Source organism: Rhodanobacter caeni, assembly GCF_039523575.1.
GTDB classification, from domain to species: Bacteria; Pseudomonadota; Gammaproteobacteria; order Xanthomonadales; family Rhodanobacteraceae; genus Rhodanobacter; species Rhodanobacter caeni.
The window spans coordinates 55190-74460 of the sequence record NZ_BAAAFO010000003.1; the positions used below are offsets into that span (position 1 = coordinate 55190).

The following is a 19271-nucleotide window of genomic DNA, read 5'->3' on the forward strand; positions in this document are numbered from 1 at the left end:
TTGCGGGCCAACGCGACATGATACCGCGCGGCACACCGAGTCTCACTTTCCCGATTTCCCTTGTTTACCTGGCATGAACGCACGGTCGTGGTCGGCGTGCGTCGCAAGGCGGCCGCGGCGGCCTTTCGCCGCATCCTGCCGCGGCGGCCGGATCGTGGTGGCGGCCAGCGGCGTGGCATAATGCGCCGTCACGGTTGCGCGGCTGCGCAGCACTCGTCAGGCACCGCGGCCATGCCCGCCCTCCCCACGCGAGTTTGTCATCCGGCATGCACCGGACGCCGGCCGTATGGCATTCCTGTTCATCGACTGACGGTAAAGATCATGGTGGCAATGGCGACCGAGCACGTGATCGACGTGCACCACTGGAACGACACGCTTTTCAGTTTCCGCACCACGCGCGACCCCGGTTTTCGCTTCGACAGCGGCCACTTCGTGATGATGGGGCTGGAAGTGGAAGGCCGCCCGCTGCTGCGCGCGTATTCGATCGCCAGCGCCAACTATGAAGAGCACCTGGAATTCTTCAGCATCAAGGTGCCCAACGGCCCGCTCACCTCGCGCCTGCAGCATCTGCAGCCGGGCGACCCGGTGATCGTCAGCCGCAAGCCCACCGGCACGCTGGTGCTGAACGACCTCAAGCCGGGCAAGCATCTCTATCTGTTGGGGACGGGCACCGGCCTGGCGCCGTTCCTCAGCCTGATCCGCGACCCCGAAACCTACGAGCGCTTCGACCGCGTGGTGCTGGCACACGGCGTGCGCCGGGTCAGCGATCTCGCCTACGCCGAATACCTCGAGCGGGAGCTGCCGCAGCACGAGTACCTGGGCGAACTCATCCGCGAGAAGCTGATCTACTACCCCACCGTCACCCGCGAAGCCTTCACCAACCGCGGCCGCATCACCGATGCGATTGTCGACGGCGTGATGAGCCGCGTCACCGGCCTGCCCCCGCTGAACCCAGACACCGACCGCGTGATGCTCTGCGGCAGCCCGGCGATGCTGGAGGATCTGGCCACCTTGCTGGACGGCCGCGGCTTCCAGGCGTCGCCGCGCACGCGCGAACCGGGCGACTACGTGATCGAGCGTGCCTTCGTCGAAAAATGAGCCGCCAGGCGACCGTGGCGCACGGTGACGGCGGGGCCGATCAATCGCGCACGCGGCCTTTTCCCTCGTTGTCCCAATAGCCGAAAAGACGCCGCGCAATCAGTTTGTACAGGCGCTTGCCGGTGGCGCGCCACAGCCGCGAATGCGGCGCGGGCGTGTCCAGGATCGCGCGTTGGCGCGCGCTCAGTGCCTGCGGGCAATACGTGCGCTTGTGCTTGAGCAGGTGACGCAGGTCCTCCCGCGCCAGGATGCGATAAAGCGCGCCGCGGCGGCCGCGCGTCCATGCGATCTGGAAATCCATCAGCGCGGGGCTGCCGTCCTCGCACACCAGCCAGTTCGGCTCCTTTGCCAGGTCGTTGTGCACCACGCCAAGGCGGTGCATTCGCGCCAGCAACCGCAGCGCCTGGCGGTAATAGTCACGACCTGCGGGGCGCGCCTGCTGCATCGGCGCGCCGGCAAGGTAACTGCGCAGCAGCTCTGCTCCGTCCCAGCCCAGCAATCGCGGCACGCCCGCCATGCCGGCAAGCCGCCGCAGCGCCCGCGCTTCCCGCGCCGCCGCGCGACGCGCCAGCGGTCGCGCCCACCAGCGGGCGGAGCGAACGTCGCGGCGGATCACCGGCACGCCGTCGTGCATCGCGATCTCGATACGACCCAGTTCATCGGCCTTCAGTACAGTGGGCTCGGGAATGTTCAAGCTGACCTCGGCGGCACGCGCATCGAACCATGATCGCTCATCGACGGTGAACGCGGCAGCCGCAGGGCATCACCTGGCAAGGGGATCTTCGATGGAAATGGCGTTGTACGTTCTGGCCGCCGCACTGATCATCGGTGGATTGCTCGGCTCGATCCTCCCGGTGCTGCCGGGTATTCCGATGGTGTTCGGCGGCATCTGGCTGGCGGCGGCGGTCGACGGTTATCGGCACCTTGGCGTGTGGTGGCTGCTGGGCATCGGCGCGCTCGGCGTGGCCGGCATCGCGGTCGACTTCGTCGCCGGCACGCTGGGCGCCAAGCGCGTCGGCGCCAGTCGGCGGGCGTTGTGGGGCGCGGCGCTGGGCACGGTCGTCGGCATGTTTTTCGGTATACCGGGGTTGCTGATCGGCCCGTTCGCCGGCGCCCTGATCGGCGAACTGGCCTCGGGCAACAGCGTATTGCGCGCCACGCACGTGGGTGTCGGCACCTGGCTCGGGCTGCTGTTCGGCACGCTCGTCAAGCTGGTGATTTCGTTCGTGATGGTGGGCCTGTTCGGGCTGGCCCTGCTGTTCGGCTGATTCGGGTCAGGCGGCCGGGTCCGGGATCACGTACAGCACCACGGCCAGAAAATGCAGCACGCTGCCGGCCAGCACGAAAACGTGCCACAAGGCGTGGTGATAGGGCAGCCGCCGCCACAGGTAGAACGGCACGCCCAGCGTGTAGGCCAGGCCACCGCCAAACAGCAGCAGCGTGCCACCCAGTTGCAGGTGCTCGGTCAGCGGTTCGAAAGCGAGCACGCCGATCCAGCCCATGCCCACGTAGAGCACCACCGCCCAGCGGTGGTAGCGCCTGAACAAGCCCAGCTCCAGCACGCTGCCCAGCAGCGCCAGTGCCCACACCGCGGCGAACAGGCGCCATCCCCACGGATCGGGCATGGCGATCAGGGTGAACGGCGTGTAGGTGCCGGCAATCAGCAGGTAGATCGCCATATGGTCGAGCGCCCGCAAGGTCGGTTTCGCGGAGGCGAGCGGGATCGAGTGGTAAAGCGTGGATGCGGTGTACAGCAGCACCAGCGTCGTGCCATAGACCGCACTGGCCACCACTACGCGACTGTCGCCGTGCAGGGCCGCAAAGGCCACGAGGATGGCCAGCCCCGCGATGCTGAGCACGATACCCAAGCCGTGGATAACGCTGGCGGCCAGTTCATCGCCGAAGCTGTAGCCGGTGTCGGTAGCGGTGCGGGAGAGGTTGGGCATGACGGCAAGAATACCGGAGCCGCCCGCCAGCGACCGGTGAGGACGGCATAGCGACCGGGCTGGCTTGGGCTTCCTGCCCCCCCCCCGGAATGTGTGCGAAGTCTCAGGATCTTCGCCAATGAACACCGTTTTTACAGCAATTGAACGTTCGTTCGATATTACAGGGGCGACACTAACTGTCGTGGATGCTTCAACCTCCCCGCATCCGCTTTCCCCGCCCATGCGGGGATTTTTTTGCCCGCCGGAAGCCCCGCGCGCGGCGCGGTCATTTTCGATCGCGGCGGAAATGGGCGAGTCCACCGTGCGGCGACAGCAGCCATCCCACGGCAATGCCGACGCCCACGCCAACGAACTCGCACAGCACGCGAATGCCGATGCCATCGGGGTCATGCACCATGGCCAACTTGGCCTTGAGCAACTGCAGCGATTGCAGTTGGGCGTAGTTGAAATAGAACAGGTTCCACAGATCGCCGCTGGCCGTCAGCAACGTCGCCGACAGGAAGGTCCACCCGATCTGCGGGCCATGGCTCCAGCCGTGGCGGCGCCCCAGCCAATGGAAAAAGCCAAACAGGAGCGCGGCGGCCACGGCGGCGATCGACCCGGCCTGCAGGCCACCCACGATGCCGTAGCCCATCCACGATTGGTCGTACTGCATTGCCGCTCCGTTGCCCGGGGAATATCGCATTATGCCTGCCGGTTGGCGCCGCACGGCCGCGCTAGAATGCCGGCGCTGGCCACTGCCTCCCCACCAGGCGCCCCATGTCCCCCGATATCGCATTGATCGCCGTCGACGTGCAGCCGGACTTCATGCCCGGCGGCGCGCTGGCCTGCCACCAGGGCGACGCCATCGTGCCGGGAATCGACCGGCTGCTGCGGCGTGGCCGCTATCGCCACGTGGTCGCCACCCAGGACTGGCATCCGCCGGGGCATGCGTCGTTCGCCAGTTCGCATCCCGGCGCCGAGGCGTTTGGACAGATCCTGCTGCACGGTCAGCCGCAAACATTGTGGCCGGATCACTGCGTGCAAGGCACGGCCGGCGCGGCCTTGCATCCGGACATCGACTGGTCGGCGGTGGACGTGGTGATCCGCAAGGGCAGCCGCCGCGAGGTGGACTCCTACAGCGGGTTTCGCGAAAACCATGGGCCAGGCGGCGAACGCCCCAGCACTGGCCTGGCCGGCTGGTTGCGCGATCGCGGCGTAGCCGAAGTGCACGTGTGCGGACTGGCGCGCGACGTGTGCGTGCTGTGGACCGCCCAGGATGCCGTGGCGCTGGGATTCCGTGCCAGCCTGCTGTGGGATCTCAGCCGCCCCGTCACACCGCGCAGCGATGTCACCACGCGTGCAGCACTGCATGCCGGCGGCATCGTGACCCTCGATACGGCGGACTGAAAGCGGCGGGTTTTGCTCAGGCGTCGTTTTCGCCGCTGACGTGGACGCTCGGCATGCCCTCCTCGTCCACGCTCACGTCCAGCGTGATCGGCCGGCAACAGACCTGGCAATCCTCGATGTAACGCTGATGGGAAACGGAAGCGTCGAGAAAGATGTCGATCGACTCGCCGCAGTACGGGCAGTCGATGGCGTGGGGAACGAGCATCGGCATTCTCTCCGGCAGGGGCGTTACGAGACGTGTGGCGGCGCGTGGAATGGCAGTTCGGCCAATGACCACGCCTGGGGTTGCAGGATCGCGAACCGGCATACGCGCAACGTGCGATTGGCCAGTTTCAACAATGCCTTGTCCTTGCTGAGCAGCCATCTTGCTCCAGTCTCCGATGCCAGTTCCAGAAACTTCTGGTCATCGGGATCGGCACAGCGAGGCAACGGCGACCCGACCGGCCGTGCCTGCTGCGGCGACGCCATGTGGCTCAAGGCATCGAAGACCGCCATCAGCACCGGCCGCGCGTCGTCGTCCACCGGCAAGCCGGGGTAATGCAGCACGCGTCGCCATTCATCGCGGCAATCCGGCCGGGTCACCGCGCGCACGGCGCCGCGCTGCAAGGCATCGCGCAATGGCATGCAGGCCGGATCGCGGAACACCAGCAGGTCCAGACACACGTTGGTATCCAGAACGATGCGCGGCACGGCATCTTCGTCGTCAGTCATCCCGGCATGATGACGCACTGGCGGCGCGCTATACACTGCACGTTTCCATCGGGACAGGACCATGGCCGAACGCGCGTTCCCCCACTTCACCGTACGTTCGGGCGCCACGCTGGAAGGCTCGCGCTACACCGCCTACCTGGCGGTCACCCCGCGCAAGCATGGCTTTCCCGTCTATTACGCCATTTGCGAAAACCGCAGTTTCCGCGAGATCGACGTGGCGCAGACCGCTGCTGCCAGAGCGCTTGCCGACATGCTCGATCTGGAGGAAGACGGCACCCCCATTTTCCCGGAAGGCTATACCGGGTTCGACGACGAATAGTGACGGCCCGGCGGGTTCGAACGCCCCACAGCAAGAGGCCCCGCATGCGGGGCCTCTGCTTTTGAACGGTGGTGCGCGGCGCTTACTGGCCGATGTCACGCAGCGGCTTGCCGGCCATCAGGTTGCGTTCGATCTGTTCCAGCGTGACGTTCTTGGTCTCGGGGATCAGGAAGAACGTGATCAGGATGAACACCACGTTGAGCGCGCCATACAACCAGAACGTGGCCGCGTTGCCGATGCCGTTGAGCAGGGTGAGGAAGGTGGCGCCCACGATCATGTTGGCGATCCAGTTGGTGAAGGTCGAGGCGCCGATACCGAAATCGCGACCTTTCAACGGCTGCACTTCCGAGCACAGCGTCCAGATCAGCGGACCGGCGGACATCGCGAAGCCCACGATGAACACCAGCAGCATGGCCACGGTGAAAAGCTGCTCGCCGTGCGTGGTGATGCCCAGATGCATCATCGTGCCGACCAGGCCCAGCCCAACCGCCATCACGCTGAAACCCGCGTACAGGATCGGCTTGCGGCCGAGACGGTCAACAAAGCCGATCGCGATGAAGGTGGCCAGCATGTTGGTGAGGCCCACCGCCGCGGTGAACCACATCTGCGCGGTGGTGGCATAGCCCATGTCCTGGAAGATGCGCGGCGCGTAGTACATCACCACATTGATGCCGGTCAGTTGCTGGACCACCTGCAGCAACACGCCCAGACCCACCGAGCGGCGGAAATTGCGGTTCTCGAGGAACAGGTGCCAGCCCTTCTGCGGCGTCTTCAGCTGCTCCTCGATGTCGGCCACTTCCTGGTTGACGTGTTCGGCATCGCCACGCAATTTCTGCAGCACGTCGGTCGCCGTCTGCTTGCGTCCCCGCATCATCAGCCAGCGCGGGCTTTCCGGCAGGAAAAACAGGCCAAGCAGGAACAGCACGCCGGGAATGGCAATGATGCCCAACATCCAGCGCCAGTTGCCGGTGTAGCTGAAGGCGGTATCGGACAGGAACGCCACCAGGATGCCGGTGGTGATCATCAGCTGGTACAGCGAGATCATCGCGCCGCGAATGTTCTCCGGCGCCACTTCGGCCAGGTACAACGGTGCCGTGAACGTGGCCACGCCGATCGCCAAGCCCAGAATCAGGCGCGCCGCGATCAGCGTTTCCGGCGACCACGCGGCGCCGCTGAGCACCGAGCCGGCCACGAACATCACGGCAGCCAGGATCAGCGACCGCTTGCGCCCCAGCGTGGCGGACATCCAGCCCGCGCCCAGGGCGCCGATCGCCGCGCCGAGCATCATCGAACTGACGATCCACTCGATCATGTGGTCGTCGATCAGGAATTCCTTCTGGATGAATTGGGTGGCACCCGAAATCACGCCGATGTCCAGGCCGAACATCAGCCCGGCCAGCGCGGCGAGCACGCAGGTAAATACCACGGTGGTTTTCGGACGCGCGACAACCGGTTCAGCGATAGCGTTCATGTCATTCCCCGTATTCGATAAACGTTCGACTTCTATGGATTGTTGTTATGCAGGCGGCTGATGGCGCTGCCGCCTGCGGTCGAGCGGAAAAAGCCGCGCGCCCCGCACGCGCGACCGGATGCTTCAATGGGTGGGACACGCCAGTTGCTTGTCCACGTCCGTACCCAGTGCCACTCGGGCAATCGAAAGCGTCGCCTTGGCCGCGCTTTGCAGGCGGAACGGCACGTCGATCCGTGTCATGTCCGCCCCCGCCTCGCGGAAGCATTTCAGCGGAATGCCAACGCGCAGCCATTTCCCCTTGGGCAGCGTGGCCAGCATCGCATCCATCGGCATGCTGGCGCCACACTTGTCACCGCAAGCCACGGCAAGGCTGACCTTGCCCGGCGCCAGCGCGTCCACCTTCATGGTGGTGACCAGCAGCACATCGCCATTGGTCTGGCGATCCTGGTCCAGTGGCGAGCTCGAATGCAGCGCCACCGACGCCGTGCCAGCACCGGACCATTCGATGCGCCGCGCATCTTCCTGTGCCTTGTAGTCGATGGCGGTGATGCGAACACTGCCGTCGCGCGAACTTGCCGGTGCCACGACCTCGTCGGTGGTGGCGCCATTGGCCCCTGTCAGTTGCAGGGTCAGGCCGGCAACCGGCTTGCCCCGCTGCAGGTACAGCCCGGGCGCGACCGCGCTGTCCTTGACGCCGGAAACCTCCGACAGCTTGCCCAGCGTGTCCTTGTCCTTGTAGGTCAAGCCGTAACCGAACGGGAACTGCGGGTTGTAGTTTTTCTGGCCCACGTTGAGCGGCGTCTGCACGGCGGTGCGCGGCCACGAATAGGCCAGCTTGCCGTGGAAATCGTGATTGATCGCGCCGGCAGCGGTGCGCAGGATGACGTCGGCCACGCCGCCGCCCTCCGAGCCGGGCAGCCATGCCGCCACGAACGCGTTGGACGCGTTGATCTCGCGGTTCACCCACAACGGCCGTCCGGACAGGAATACCGACACCACCGGAATGCCCTGCGCCCGCAGACGCCTGATCATGTCCAGGTTGCTGCTGTCACCGGGCGAGAACAGCAGGTTGGGAATGTCGCCCTGGAACTCGGCATACGGATTCTCGCCGTAGACCACGATGGCAACATCCGGCTTCTGCGTGTACTTGCCATCCACCGACAACTGCGCGGTGCCGCCCGCGGCGGCGACCTGCTCGCGGATGCCGTCCCAGATCGACTGCGCGTTGGGGAAGTCGGCATTGGTGGTGCCGGTGCCCTGCCAGGTCAATGTCCATCCACCGGACTGCTTGGGAATGTTGTCCGCACCGTCGCCGGCCACCAGGATTCGCTGCTTCGGGTTCAGCGGCAGGATGCCGTCGTGGTTCTTCAGCAGCACCAGCGTTTCGCGAACCGCCCGCCGTGCGAGGGCGCGATGCTCCGGGCTGCCCAGGGCGTAGGACGGGTTGTCCGAAACCTGCGACGACGGCGAACCCTTATCGAACAGGCCCAGGCGCATCTTCACCCGCAGGATGCGCGATACCGCGTCATCCAGACGCGACATCGGGATCACCCCGGATTTCACTTCCGCCAGCGTGTTCTTGTACAGGCCGCGCCAGCTGTCCGGCGCCATGAACATGTCCATACCGGCATTGATGGCCTGCGGGCAATCCTCGTTGGTGCAGCCCGGAACCTGGCCGTGACCGTTCCAGTCGCCCACCACGAAGCCCTGGAAATCCATGCGACCCTTCAGCACGTCGGTCAGCAGGCCCTTGTGGCCGGACATCTTCGCCCCGTTCCAGCTGGAGAACGATGCCATGACGGTCTGCACGCCCGCGGCGATGGCCGGAGGGTAGCCGGCGGAAGCCACGTCGCGCAGGTTGGCTTCGCTGACCTGCGCGTCGCCCTGGTCCTTGCCGTCCGTGGTACTGCCGTCGCCCACGAAGTGCTTGGCCGAGGCAATGACGTGCGCGTTGTCGAGGAAGCCGGCCGTGCCCGGCTTGCCCTGCAAGCCCTCGACCACGGCGGCGGCATAGCTGGCCACCACGGCCGGGTCTTCCGAATAGCCTTCGAACGCGCGGCCCCAGCGATCGTCCTGCGGCACGGTGAGCGTGGGCGCGAATGTCCAGTTGATGCCCGTCGCGCGTGCCTCCTCGGCGGTGGCAGCGGCTATTTCGGCCACCAGCGCGGGATCGCGCATCGCGCCCAGCGCGGAGTTCTGCGGGAAGATCGTGGCGCCCACCACGTCGTTGTGGCCATGCACGGCATCCACGCCAAAAAGCACGGGGATACCCAGGCCGCCATCGGTGGTGTCCACCGACGCGTGGTAGAACGCGTCGGACAATTCCAGCCACGCCTTGCCGCCGGACAGCTTGCCGCCGGGCTTGGAATTGCCGCCGGCCAGGATCGAACCCAACCGGTATTTACGTACTTCTTCCGGGGTGACACTGGCGATGTCGGCCTGGATGATCTGGCCGACCTTGTCCTCGTCCGACATCCTGGCCAGCAGACTTTTCACGCGCTGCTCCAGCGCTGCGTCGTACGCGAACGGCCACTTCACCTTGGGCCATGCTTCCGGGTGCACTACCGCCGAGTGCACCCCGTCTGTCGGTGTCGGCTTGACGTCCGCGCTGCAGGCACCGGCGAAGGAGACAGCGCAAACGAGCGCTCCTGCCGTTGTGAAAGCCCGTTTGACCGACCCACGCCGATCACGAAAGACAAGCTGCATGGTGACTCTCCCCAACTGTGCGCCATGGCGTGATTGCCACATGACCCCGTATCTGTTCGAGTATTTGCCGAACGTGACAGCGCTGTCAATCAACGGCGACGGGCAACGCGGCGTTACCGAAAGCGCGTCCGAATCGCGCCATTGCCCGCGCATCAGGGGCGTATGCGCCTGGGCGCCGGCCCCGTGGATTGCCGCAGGCGCAAGGTGTACGGCACCGACACCATCTGGCCAGGTTTTCCGCTCTTGATGGTGCGCAGCAGTTGCATCGCTGCGATCCGCCCCATGTCCTGGCTGGGCTGCCGTACGGTGGTCAGCGCCGGCCACACCTGGCGCGACAGCGGAATGTCATCGAAGCCGCAGACGGAAACATCCTTGGGCACCTGGAGCCCCCGTTCGGCCGCCGCCCAGAGAACGCCTGCGGCGGTGTCGTCGTTGGCGCCGAAAATCGCCGTGGGCCGATGCTCGAGCGCAAAAAGCCGACGCGCGCCCGCCACCCCCGAATCAAAGGAAAACTGGCCTTCGACGACCAACGCCGGGTCGTAGGCAAGATGGGCCTGCTCCAGCCCGTCGCGATAGCCACGCAGGCGCCAGACATTGCCGCCATGCTTCGGGTGACCGGTGATGTGGGCGATCCGCCGATGTCCCAGCGACGCGAGGTGCTGCACCATTTCGCAGGAGGCCGACCGTTCGTCCAGCGTGGCGCCGACGCCTTCCGTGTAGTTCTTTGGCGAAATGCTCGCCCACGGGATATCGCGGGTGCGAAGCAGATCCAGCAGCGCCGCATGGTCGCAGATGGGCGGCGTCAGCAGCAGGCCATCCAGCCTGAACTGCGATATCAGCGCATCCACCCGCTCGACGAAATCGGCTGCGCCCGAAACGAGCGGCCGAACCATCATGCTGTACTGATGGGCGTCGCATGCCTCCAGCGCGCCCTGCTGGACTTCCATGACGTAGTGCGGCGAGGGGTTGTCGTACAACAGCGCAACGAGGAAGGCACGGTTGCTGGCCAGACTGCGCGCGGATGGATTTGGCCGATACCCGAGCGCCTGCACCGCAGCCACGATGCGCTGGCGCATTTCATCCCTGACATTGGGTTCGTTGTTGAGCACGCGCGAAACGGTCTTCGGGGAGACCCCGGCCTCCCGCGCCACGTCCTCGATGCGCGCTCTCATCGGCAGCCTCCCCCGGTACTCATCATGAATGCCTGATCCGCCGTTGCCCCATGAGGCGGATCGCTGGAGCCGCCAAAATAACCATGCGTCATATGCATATGCCAACTCGGCATCATCCGCGGAACGGCGGCGGTATGCGATTCCCCGGGCACCATATTACGAAAAATTGACAGCGCTGTCACACTCATGTACACCGTCGATGTCGCAGCGCATTCGCGGGGAAACCACCGGAAATGAGGCATCTGCTTTTGGAATGTCCTGTTGCACAAAAGCCGCGATTGTGGCCAGCGCCGGCAGCTGCAACGGCCGCGTTCCGCGCGTGCCCCGTCGCGCGCTCCGCGGCGCTGGACAGGCCTTCCGGGGTGTGATAAAGATGTTAACGCTAACATTAGATGCGTTTTCCGGCTCCCGCGCGCGCGGTGAACCGAGGTAATGGACGATGGGCGCCCACGGGCGACCGGTTGAAGTTGTTCGGGGAGTCGAGGGAGGCAGAAAAGGCGGATCAGCGTCCGCAGGCGTTCCGGGGATGGAGACGTCTTTTGGTCAACCAGCAGTCACTGTGAATGCCGACCGGTATTCGGTGGCGCGAACCTGGTTGAAGGCCATGGAGTGAAAGGACCCACAACGTGGATAAGAAACTTCGCACGCACCATTGTTTGCTATTGAGTTCAATTAATTGGAAGGGGAGTGCACACGAATGAACCACGACAAGTTTAAGCACCTCAGGTCGAAGGTGATGTTCACCATCGTCGGTGGTGCCGTCATCATCAACCCGCTCTACGCGCAGGACACGCAGCCGACCGCCGCGCCGGCGACGCAGCAGTCGCAAAAGCCTGACGCAACCACGCTGCAGACCGTGACGGTCAGCGGCGTGCGCAACAGTCTCGAACAGTCGATGAACATCAAGCGCTACGCCATCGGCGGTGTCGATGCGGTCAGCGCCGAAGACATCGGCAAGATGCCCGACACCAACCTCGCCGAGTCGCTGCAGCGCATCACCGGCGTGTCGATCGATCGCCGCAACGGCGAAGGTTCGCAGGTGACCGTTCGCGGCTTCGGTCCGAACTTCAACCTGATCACCGTGGACGGTCGTACCGTTCCCGGCGCCGATGCGTTCGGTGCTGCCGGCCAGGTGCCGATCGGCGGCGTCAACGGCGGTACGCGCTCGTTCAACTTCGCCCAGCTGTCGCCCAACGGCGTGAGCTCGCTGGAGGTCTACAAGACCGGCCGCGCTGACGTCGCCAGCGGCGGTATCGGTGCCACGATCGACATCCGTACCGACCGTCCGTTCTATCACGAGGGCGGCAAGCTGATCGGCTCGGTCGGCGCCAAGGCCACCACCGACAAGTCGCAGCCGTACGGCAGCAGCATCACGCCGGAATTCTCGGGCAACTTCAGCTACGCGAACCCGGACAAGACCTGGGGTATCGGTCTTGATGCCAGCCTGGCCAGGCGTCATGGTGGTGCGGCGGAAGCGACCGAGAACAACTGGAAGATCCAGGAGTGGACCGGTGCCAGCGGCAATGGCTTCAATTTCGATGAGACCAAGCCGCCGCTCACCACCGTCACCAATGCTCCGACCGTCGGCCAGCTTTACGCCATGCCGAACGACGTCCGTTATGCGGTGAACGACTTCGAGAGCAAGCGCACGAACGCGCACGCCGTGCTGCAGCTGGCTCCGGTCGATGGCCTGACCATGACCTTGGACTACCTGTACTCCCGCTACGATCTCACTTCGAACCGCGGCGAGCAGGGCATGTGGCTGCAGAACAGCTACTACAGCGACGTGACGTTCGATACCAGCCGTTCTGTGGCTACACCGACGTACATCCGCGACGTCGTGCAGACCAAAGACTTCGGCATGGAGCAGCAGCACAACGCCCAGCGCTACAAGCTGGACGATATCGGCTTCAATACCGAGTGGCAGGCTACCGACAGCCTCAAGCTGACGCTTGACCTGCACGATGCAAAGAGCCAGAGCGTACCCAACGACGGGTTGACCGGCGGCGGTGCCACGGCGGTGAGCATCGCCGGTACCAACAACTGCGCCACCGGCCCGCAGTGTGGCGGTTCGTGGGCGCAGGAGTATTTCTTCAACAACAGCCTGCCCATCGCCACCCGCACCTGGTATCCGACCACGGATTCCACCGGCCCTGGCGTGGTCAACCAGCCGTGGGGCGTCAACAACATCGGCATCCAGCCACTGCGTGTCGACGCGCAATCGCAGACGACCGAAGTCAAGGAAGCGAAGTTCGGCGGCGAGCTGGAGTTTGACAACGGTCGGTTCCAGTTCGGCGCCGACATCATGAAGACCAAGCTGCACCGCACCCAGGCGTCGCAGAACTATCAGGCGCTGGGCGACTGGAGCGTGAACGACGCGGGCGACTATCCGGACATTACGGACGTCATTCGCCAGGTCAATTTTGCCAGCCAGTTCGAGGACTACAATACCAAGGGCATCTCGCAGGGCACCTGGGTCGGCAACGCCAACGATCTTGCCAAGTTTGCGGTCGGCAAGTATCCGACCGCCAACTACATGGTCAACAAGACCCTGGCCGCCGACAACACCGTGATCGAGAACACGAAGGCCGCTTACGCACAACTCGTGCTCGAAGGCCAGCTGGGCGACCTGCCGACCACCACGCGCTTCGGCATGCGCTACGAGCAGACCGACGTGCGCTCCAACACGCAGATCGCTCTGCCGAGCGGGATCGTATGGTTGTCCAACAACGACTTCCAGAACCCCAGCGGCACGACGGTCGAGCCCGTGACGGACACCGGCAGCTACAGCAACCTGCTGCCCAACGTCGACTTCAGCATCGACCTCACCGACTCGCTGCAGGGCCGCGCTTCGTACAGCAAGACCATTGCACGCGCGCCGTACGGCAACCTGTACGCGGGCGGTGGCGTGGGCAACCCGGGCGGCTCCACCCTGATCAATGCCTCGTCGCAAGCGACTGGTAACGAGAACGACCCGGGCCTGAAGCCGCTGGTGTCCGACAACCTGGACCTCAGCCTGGGCTGGTACTTCGCACCGTCCAGCTACTTGTCGGTCACCTTCTGGGACAAGCGCGTCAACAACTTCATCGGTACGTCGGTGACGAACCAGAGCATGTTCGACCAGCGTGACCCGACTACCGGGCCCCGCGCCCAGCAGGCCCTCGCGTTCCTGAACAGCCCGCAATGTGCTGCCCAGACGGGAGCGCCGTGCGCAGTCAACGATACGAGCCTGTTCTCGACGGTAGCGCTGCTCTCGAATCCGGCAAGTGGTGGCCTCGCCGCTTACAACGGCACGGACGCGCAGGCGTTGGCCCTGGAAAGCGCTTACAACGTCACCGCAAACCCGGACGACCCGCTTTACATCTACAAGGTCTCCAAGCCGGCCAACGTGCACAGCGCCATGCTCCACGGCTGGGAGTTCGGTGGTCAGTACTTCCTGGGTGACACCGGCTTCGGCATCCTGGCGAACTACACCAAGGTCGATGGTGACGTTCACTACAACAATGCCGGCGACCCGGACGTCGACCAGTTCGCGCTGACCGGCCTCAGCGACAGCGCCAACGCGGTACTGATGTACGAGAAGTATGACTTCTCCGTACGCCTGGCCTACAACTGGCGTGCCGCGTTCCTGACCGCAGCGTCTGCCCAGAACCCGACCTACGTCGACCAGTACCACCAGCTCGACCTCAGCGTGAACTACAACCTGAACGACCACCTGTCGTTCCAGTTTGAAGGCATCAACCTGACGGGCGAAAACGTGCGCTGGTATGGCCGTACGGTCAAGCAGTTCGTGCGAGTGGTTGACCAGAAGCCGCGTTACGGGCTTGGTGTCCGCTACAAGTTCTGATTGCGTCAGTAGCGTAGTAAACCGGGGGCCACTGCTTGCAGTGGCCCCTTTTTTTGCGGCGTCTGCGGTAATATCGATGGCTTGGAATTAATCCGAAGAAAGCGATTTGGGGGAGCCGAATGGCCCGGTACGAAATGCTCAACAATGTGGCGCACAAGGAGCTGCGCGTCGCCACCCGCTTTGGCGCGGCCTATGGGGATGACATCGGCATGGTGCCGGCCTACCCCACTGAATATGCCGAGCTGGTGCGCGAATATCCGATCTTCTTCCGCAAGAACGAAGACGGTGAATATCAGTCGGTGGTCCTTCTCGGTTTCGACGGCAAAGAAAATCTTTTTCTCGACGGCGAACAATGGAAAGCGACGTATTTGCCCGCCCATATTGCGCGGGGTCCTTTCCTGATCGGTTTCCAGGAGCGGAACGTGGACGGCGAATTGCGCCACGAGGCCGTTATCAGCGTTGATCTGGACCACCCGCGCGTCAACTTCGAAGAAGGCGAAGCGGTTTTTCTTCCCCAGGGGGGCAATAGCCCGTACCTCGAGCACGTCACCACCCTGCTTCGCGGCATTCGCGACGGTGTGGAAGGCGGCAAGGCGATGTACGCCGCCTTCGATTCGCTCGATCTGATCCAGCCGCTCACGCTTGATATCAAGTTCGACAACGAGCACGGCGCCAACGTCACCGGCCTGCTCGGCATCGACCGCGAACGGCTGGCCGCGCTGGACGCGGAGTCGCTGCATTCGCTGCATCGCTCGGGTTATCTCGAGGGCGCCTACCTGGTGTTGGCCTCGATGCACAACATGCGCCGGCTGATGGCCGAGAAGCAGCGCCGCCTGAGCCGGGAGGAAGTCGCCGCCAACGCGGGTTGACTGCCATGAGGGAGCCTGTTGCCAGCGTCCGCGAGCGATCGGATGTTCGCGCCGACGCACTTCCCGTCGACGAATTGCTCGAAGCAGGACAACCTGTCGTCCTGCGCGCTCTGGTGCGCGACTGGGAGCTGACCAGGGCAGGACAGCGCTCCACGACGGATGCCATGGCCTGCCTGGCCCGCTTCTACAATCAGCGGCCGATCCAGTACTCCCATGGCGCACCCGATATCGCCGGGCGCGTGTTCTACAACGACGACTTCACCGCCATCAATTGTCAGGTGCTGCGCGGCACGCTTACCGAACTCCTCGACGAAATCGGCGCACATCTGGACGACCCACGGCCGCCCACCTGGTACATGGCCTCGGCACCCGTCGACGCCTTGTTGCCGGGCCTGCGCGAAACCGACGATCTGAATTTTGCGGCCAGCGGAATCGATGCCCCCCCACGCATCTGGATCGGCAACCGCACCATCGCCTCGGCCCATTACGACGCGATGAACAACATCGCCTGCAATGCCGTAGGCCGCCGTCGATTCACGCTGTTCCCGCCGGAGCAGATCAGCAACCTGTATCCCGGCCCGCTGGAGCCGACGCCAGGGGGGCAAGTCGTGAGTGTCGTGGATTTTGCCGCGCCCGATTTCGGCAAGTATCCGCGTTTTCGCGAAGCGCTCGCCTCCGCGCAAGCCGTGGAGCTGGAGGCTGGTGATGCGATATTCATTCCGAACATGTGGTGGCACCACGTGGAAGGGCTCGAGCCGTTCAACGTATTGGTGAATTATTGGTGGAGCAGCGTGCGCCACGACGTGCCCACACCCATGCACGCGCTTTACCACGCGCTGTGGGCCATCCGCGACCGCCCCGAGCATGAGAAACGCGCCTGGCGCGACGTCTTCGACTATTACGTGTTCGGCCCCGCCGAGCGGGCCGCGGAGCATCTCCCCGAGCAAGCACGCGGCGCGCTTGGCCCGCTGGACGAAACCAGGGTCCGGCAGCTGCGCGCCATGCTGATTGACCGGCTCAACCGATGAACCCCGGCGACCTCGACGGACGTTTCAAGCCGCCCTAGCACGAGCGCGGCAAAACGTCTCAAGCACTACGGAACCCCGCAAAAGCGGGGAAAATGAAGTACGACCAAAATGGGGAGGGGTAGACGTGGGTAGCAACAGAATTCGCAAGGTGGTGATCGCTGGCGGCGGCACGGCGGGGTGGATCGCGGCGAGCGCGCTGGCGTACCAGCTGCGGGACCAGATCGAGGTGACGCTGGTTGAATCGTCCAAGATCGCCACTGTCGGCGTGGGCGAAGCCACCGTGCCGCCGGTTCGCAACTTCAACCGGTTCATGAACATCGACGAGCAGGAATTCCTGCGCGCGGTCGCCGGCACGTTCAAGCTGGCCATCTCGTTCGAGAACTTCGTCCGGCCGGGGCACCGTTACATCCATCCTTTCGGCAATACCGGCAAGGGCACGCTGGTCGCCGGGTTCCAGCAATACTGGCTGGAGAGCCTGCGCCGCGGCATGAAGTCGGATCTGGGCAATTTCAGCCTGGAAGCGATGGCTGCGCTGGAGGACAAGTTCGCGCTGACCGAAAACCCGGAGATCAACTACGCGTACCACATGGATGCCGCGCTCTACGTCGAGTTCCTGCGCAAGAAGTTCGAGCGTTACGGGATCAAGCGGATCGAGGGCATGATCAAGGAAGTGCGCCAGAACCCCGACAGCGGCTATATCGAATCGCTGCTGCTGGACGATGGCCAGGTGATCGAAGGCGACCTGTTCATCGATTGCACCGGCTTCCGCGGCCTGCTCATCGAGCAAACGCTGAAGACCGGTTACGAGGACTGGAACAACTGGCTGCCCTGCGACCGCGCGATTGCCGTGCAGACCCGTTCGGTCGATCCGTCGCCGGTGCCGTATACGCGCGCCATCGCCCACGAGGCGGGCTGGCGCTGGCACATCCCCGTACAGCATCGCGTCGGCTGCGGGCTGGTGTATGACAGCCGCTACATGTCCGACGACGAGGCACGCGCCAAGCTGCTGCACGATGTCGGCGCCGAGCCGGTCAGGGACCCGTGGCAGGTGAAGTTCCGCACCGGACGCCGGCTCAAGGCGTGGAACAAGAACGTGGTGGCATTGGGCCTGGCCAGCGGCTTCATCGAACCGCTGGAGTCGACCAGCATCCACCTGGCGATGAGCGCGGTGATGCTGCTGGTGGAGCTGTTCCCGTCCGAAGGCATCCCGGACTCGCTGGTCAAGCGCTACAACGATGTCTGCCGTGGCGAACTGGAACACGTGCGCGACTTCATCACCCTGCACTATCACGCCAACAAGCGTGAAGAGAAAATGTGGAAGGACTGCCGCGAGATGTCGCTGCCCGATTCCCTGCAGATCCGCATCGACGCCTGGCGCGACCGCGCGCATGTGTGGAAGGACCAGGGCGAACTGTTCGCGACCACCTCGTGGATGCACGTTTTCCTGGGCCAGGAAGTCATGCCGACCCAGCACCATCCGGTGACGCGGGAGCTGTCGGACAACGACCTGCGCCGCCTGCTCGACAGCATCCGTGGGCCGATCGATCGCATCCTGCCCTTGATGCCCGTGCAGCAGGAGTTCATCGATCGCTATTGCAAGTCGCCTGACGGCATATGGGACATGCATCGACTGGGCTGAGGCAGTTTTCGGCTACCCGGCTCCAACCAGGGCGAGGGCATGGCGAGGGCATGGATGCCCGAGTTGAGGCAACGCAAGGAGCAATTGCCCGATGCCCGAGTTGAAGCAATGCATGGAGCAATTGCCCGATGCCCGAGCTGAGGCAACGCATGGAGCAGTTGCCCGATGCCCGCGCGTGGGTCGGTCGCGCAAGCGACGGGTCCTCGCGCTGGCGTTCGGGCATGTATGAGACGTCCGATAGAAGGGAACCACGGGATCGTGGTTTTCTACACAACCCGAGACTTCTGCGATGCTGATCGAACGTCACGCCAACATGCGCATCGAGAAGCGCAGCTTCGGCAACGAAGCTGCGCCCTTGCTGGTCATCGACAACCTCGTCGCCGATCCCGAGCGACTGGTGCGCAAGGCCGCGCGCCGCGCCTTCGATATCACGAGCAACTACTTTCCCGGACCGCGTACGCGGGCTCCGGCCATGTACGCGCCTTTTCTGGAGTCGGTGCTCAACCCGCTGCTGCTCGAGCATTTCGGTATCCAGCCCGGACGCTTCAAGTTCTCGATGTGCCACTACTCGCTGGTGGCCACGCCGCCGCAGGAACTGAAGTTCCTGCAACGCGTGCCACACATCGATTCGACCGGCGGCGACGGCTTGGCCACCGTGCATTACCTGTTCCACGGCCATTGGGGCGGCACCGCCTTCTACCGCCACCGCAAGACCGGTTTCGAGTCCATCGACGATGGGCGCAAGGAAGCCTATTTCCGCCAGCTTGAAGCGGAAAGCCAGGGTGCCGACGCCCCTGCCCCCGGCTATATCAATGGTGACACCGCGCTGTTCGAGCAGACCGCCAGGGCCGATGCCGTGTTCAACCGCATGCTCGTCTACCGACGCAACTCGCTGCACTCGGCCTGCATCGAAAACCACGACATTCCGCCGCCCGATCCACTGACCGGGCGACTGTCGATCAACAGCTTCATCGACGTGATGTGACCCCACATGCGCCGGGTTTTTCGAGGTTCCCTGTAGGAGCGACTTCAGTCGCGATGCTCTGATGTCTGACGCAAAAGCATCGCGACTGAAG

17 protein-coding genes are annotated in these 19271 nt (G+C 64.3%); 9 read left to right on the plus strand and 8 right to left on the minus strand.

All coding sequences use genetic code 11. The features are described 5' to 3' along the window. The first annotated feature begins 318 nt into the window (after window positions 1-318). Window positions 319-1098, plus strand: a complete 780-nt coding sequence (locus tag ABD017_RS08935) for a ferredoxin--NADP reductase (protein ID WP_425543728.1) — start codon at window positions 319-321, stop codon at window positions 1096-1098. 40 nt (window positions 1099-1138) lie between these two features. On the opposite strand, the gene ABD017_RS08940 is transcribed toward ABD017_RS08935, so the two are convergent. Next, window positions 1139-1732, minus strand: coding sequence for an RIO1 family regulatory kinase/ATPase domain-containing protein (locus tag ABD017_RS08940; protein WP_425543729.1), 594 nt, complete (start codon window positions 1730-1732; stop codon window positions 1139-1141). Between the two features lie 151 nt (window positions 1733-1883). On the opposite strand from ABD017_RS08940, the gene ABD017_RS08945 reads away from it, so the two are divergent. Then, a complete protein-coding gene (locus tag ABD017_RS08945; protein WP_343882346.1) occupies window positions 1884-2366 on the plus strand; it encodes a DUF456 domain-containing protein in 483 nt (160 codons plus the stop codon). Window positions 2367-2372: 6 nt separating this feature from the next. Here the strand turns inward: ABD017_RS08945 and trhA are convergent, their stop codons facing one another. Both trhA and ABD017_RS08955 read right to left on the minus strand, forming a co-directional pair. Continuing rightward, a complete protein-coding gene (gene trhA / locus ABD017_RS08950) occupies window positions 2373-3044 on the minus strand; it encodes a PAQR family membrane homeostasis protein TrhA (RefSeq protein ID WP_343882348.1) in 672 nt (223 codons plus the stop codon). 265 nt (window positions 3045-3309) lie between these two features. Further along, window positions 3310-3699 carry a hypothetical protein gene (locus ABD017_RS08955; protein WP_343882350.1) on the minus strand — a complete coding sequence of 130 codons (390 nt, stop codon included), beginning with the start codon at window positions 3697-3699 and terminating at the stop codon, window positions 3310-3312. Between the two features lie 104 nt (window positions 3700-3803). On the opposite strand from ABD017_RS08955, the gene ABD017_RS08960 reads away from it, so the two are divergent. Continuing rightward, the gene (locus ABD017_RS08960; protein ID WP_343882352.1) at window positions 3804-4433 is read left to right on the plus strand and encodes a nicotinamidase; all 630 of its coding nucleotides are present in this window, start codon (window positions 3804-3806) and stop codon (window positions 4431-4433) included. A gap of 16 nt (window positions 4434-4449) precedes the next feature. Here the strand turns inward: ABD017_RS08960 and ABD017_RS08965 are convergent, their stop codons facing one another. Continuing rightward, a complete protein-coding gene (locus ABD017_RS08965) occupies window positions 4450-4638 on the minus strand; it encodes a CPXCG motif-containing cysteine-rich protein (RefSeq protein WP_343882353.1) in 189 nt (62 codons plus the stop codon). A gap of 23 nt (window positions 4639-4661) precedes the next feature. Then, complete coding sequence (locus ABD017_RS08970) at window positions 4662-5144, minus strand: putative toxin-antitoxin system toxin component, PIN family (RefSeq protein ID WP_343882355.1); 483 nt, start codon at window positions 5142-5144, stop codon at window positions 4662-4664. A 61-nt stretch (window positions 5145-5205) separates the two neighbouring features. Here ABD017_RS08970 and ABD017_RS08975 point away from each other — a divergent pair, with 61 nt between their 5' ends. Beyond that, on the plus strand, window positions 5206-5463 hold the full coding sequence (locus ABD017_RS08975) for a hypothetical protein (RefSeq protein WP_343882357.1): 258 nt from the start codon (window positions 5206-5208) through the stop codon (window positions 5461-5463). Window positions 5464-5545: 82 nt separating this feature from the next. On the opposite strand, the gene ABD017_RS08980 is transcribed toward ABD017_RS08975, so the two are convergent. The 3 genes from ABD017_RS08980 to ABD017_RS08990 all read right to left on the minus strand — a co-directional run bounded on the left by ABD017_RS08980 (window position 5546) and on the right by ABD017_RS08990 (window position 10812). Further along, on the minus strand, window positions 5546-6934 hold the full coding sequence (locus ABD017_RS08980) for a sugar porter family MFS transporter (RefSeq protein ID WP_343882359.1): 1389 nt from the start codon (window positions 6932-6934) through the stop codon (window positions 5546-5548). Between the two features lie 123 nt (window positions 6935-7057). After that, window positions 7058-9640, minus strand: coding sequence for a glycoside hydrolase family 3 protein (locus ABD017_RS08985; RefSeq protein WP_343882361.1), 2583 nt, complete (start codon window positions 9638-9640; stop codon window positions 7058-7060). Between the two features lie 152 nt (window positions 9641-9792). Then, complete coding sequence (locus ABD017_RS08990) at window positions 9793-10812, minus strand: LacI family DNA-binding transcriptional regulator (RefSeq protein WP_343882362.1); 1020 nt, start codon at window positions 10810-10812, stop codon at window positions 9793-9795. 697 nt (window positions 10813-11509) lie between these two features. Between ABD017_RS08990 and ABD017_RS08995 the strand changes: the two genes are divergently transcribed. The 5 genes from ABD017_RS08995 to ABD017_RS09015 all read left to right on the plus strand — a co-directional run bounded on the left by ABD017_RS08995 (window position 11510) and on the right by ABD017_RS09015 (window position 19180). Then, complete coding sequence (locus tag ABD017_RS08995; RefSeq protein ID WP_343882364.1) at window positions 11510-14659, plus strand: TonB-dependent receptor; 3150 nt, start codon at window positions 11510-11512, stop codon at window positions 14657-14659. A 119-nt stretch (window positions 14660-14778) separates the two neighbouring features. Continuing rightward, complete coding sequence (locus ABD017_RS09000) at window positions 14779-15528, plus strand: SapC family protein (protein ID WP_343882366.1); 750 nt, start codon at window positions 14779-14781, stop codon at window positions 15526-15528. A 5-nt stretch (window positions 15529-15533) separates the two neighbouring features. Beyond that, on the plus strand, window positions 15534-16556 hold the full coding sequence (locus ABD017_RS09005; RefSeq protein ID WP_343882368.1) for a cupin-like domain-containing protein: 1023 nt from the start codon (window positions 15534-15536) through the stop codon (window positions 16554-16556). Between the two features lie 124 nt (window positions 16557-16680). Next, complete coding sequence (locus ABD017_RS09010; protein ID WP_343882370.1) at window positions 16681-18195, plus strand: tryptophan halogenase family protein; 1515 nt, start codon at window positions 16681-16683, stop codon at window positions 18193-18195. A 289-nt stretch (window positions 18196-18484) separates the two neighbouring features. Further along, window positions 18485-19180: a DUF6445 family protein gene (locus ABD017_RS09015; RefSeq protein ID WP_343882372.1), complete on the plus strand. Its 696-nt coding sequence runs from the start codon at window positions 18485-18487 to the stop codon at window positions 19178-19180. Window positions 19181-19271: the final 91 nt, after the last annotated feature.

What these genes read in the sequence shown, in the direction of transcription:
- ABD017_RS08940 (WP_425543729.1), bottom strand. Translation starts at nt 1,732, where the DNA reads ATGCACGACGGCGTGCCGGTGATCCGCCGCGACGTTCGCTCCGCCCGC.
- ABD017_RS08945 (WP_343882346.1), top strand. Translation starts at nt 1,884, where the DNA reads ATGGAAATGGCGTTGTACGTTCTGGCCGCCGCACTGATCATCGGTGGA.
- trhA (WP_343882348.1), bottom strand. Translation starts at nt 3,044, where the DNA reads ATGCCCAACCTCTCCCGCACCGCTACCGACACCGGCTACAGCTTCGGC.
- ABD017_RS08955 (WP_343882350.1), bottom strand. Translation starts at nt 3,699, where the DNA reads ATGCAGTACGACCAATCGTGGATGGGCTACGGCATCGTGGGTGGCCTG.
- ABD017_RS08960 (WP_343882352.1), top strand. Translation starts at nt 3,804, where the DNA reads ATGTCCCCCGATATCGCATTGATCGCCGTCGACGTGCAGCCGGACTTC.
- ABD017_RS08965 (WP_343882353.1), bottom strand. Translation starts at nt 4,638, where the DNA reads ATGCTCGTTCCCCACGCCATCGACTGCCCGTACTGCGGCGAGTCGATC.
- ABD017_RS08970 (WP_343882355.1), bottom strand. Translation starts at nt 5,144, where the DNA reads ATGACTGACGACGAAGATGCCGTGCCGCGCATCGTTCTGGATACCAAC.
- ABD017_RS08975 (WP_343882357.1), top strand. Translation starts at nt 5,206, where the DNA reads ATGGCCGAACGCGCGTTCCCCCACTTCACCGTACGTTCGGGCGCCACG.
- ABD017_RS08980 (WP_343882359.1), bottom strand. Translation starts at nt 6,934, where the DNA reads ATGAACGCTATCGCTGAACCGGTTGTCGCGCGTCCGAAAACCACCGTG.
- ABD017_RS08985 (WP_343882361.1), bottom strand. Translation starts at nt 9,640, where the DNA reads ATGCAGCTTGTCTTTCGTGATCGGCGTGGGTCGGTCAAACGGGCTTTC.
- ABD017_RS08990 (WP_343882362.1), bottom strand. Translation starts at nt 10,812, where the DNA reads ATGAGAGCGCGCATCGAGGACGTGGCGCGGGAGGCCGGGGTCTCCCCG.
- ABD017_RS08995 (WP_343882364.1), top strand. Translation starts at nt 11,510, where the DNA reads ATGAACCACGACAAGTTTAAGCACCTCAGGTCGAAGGTGATGTTCACC.
- ABD017_RS09000 (WP_343882366.1), top strand. Translation starts at nt 14,779, where the DNA reads ATGGCCCGGTACGAAATGCTCAACAATGTGGCGCACAAGGAGCTGCGC.
- ABD017_RS09005 (WP_343882368.1), top strand. Translation starts at nt 15,534, where the DNA reads ATGAGGGAGCCTGTTGCCAGCGTCCGCGAGCGATCGGATGTTCGCGCC.
- ABD017_RS09015 (WP_343882372.1), top strand. Translation starts at nt 18,485, where the DNA reads ATGCTGATCGAACGTCACGCCAACATGCGCATCGAGAAGCGCAGCTTC.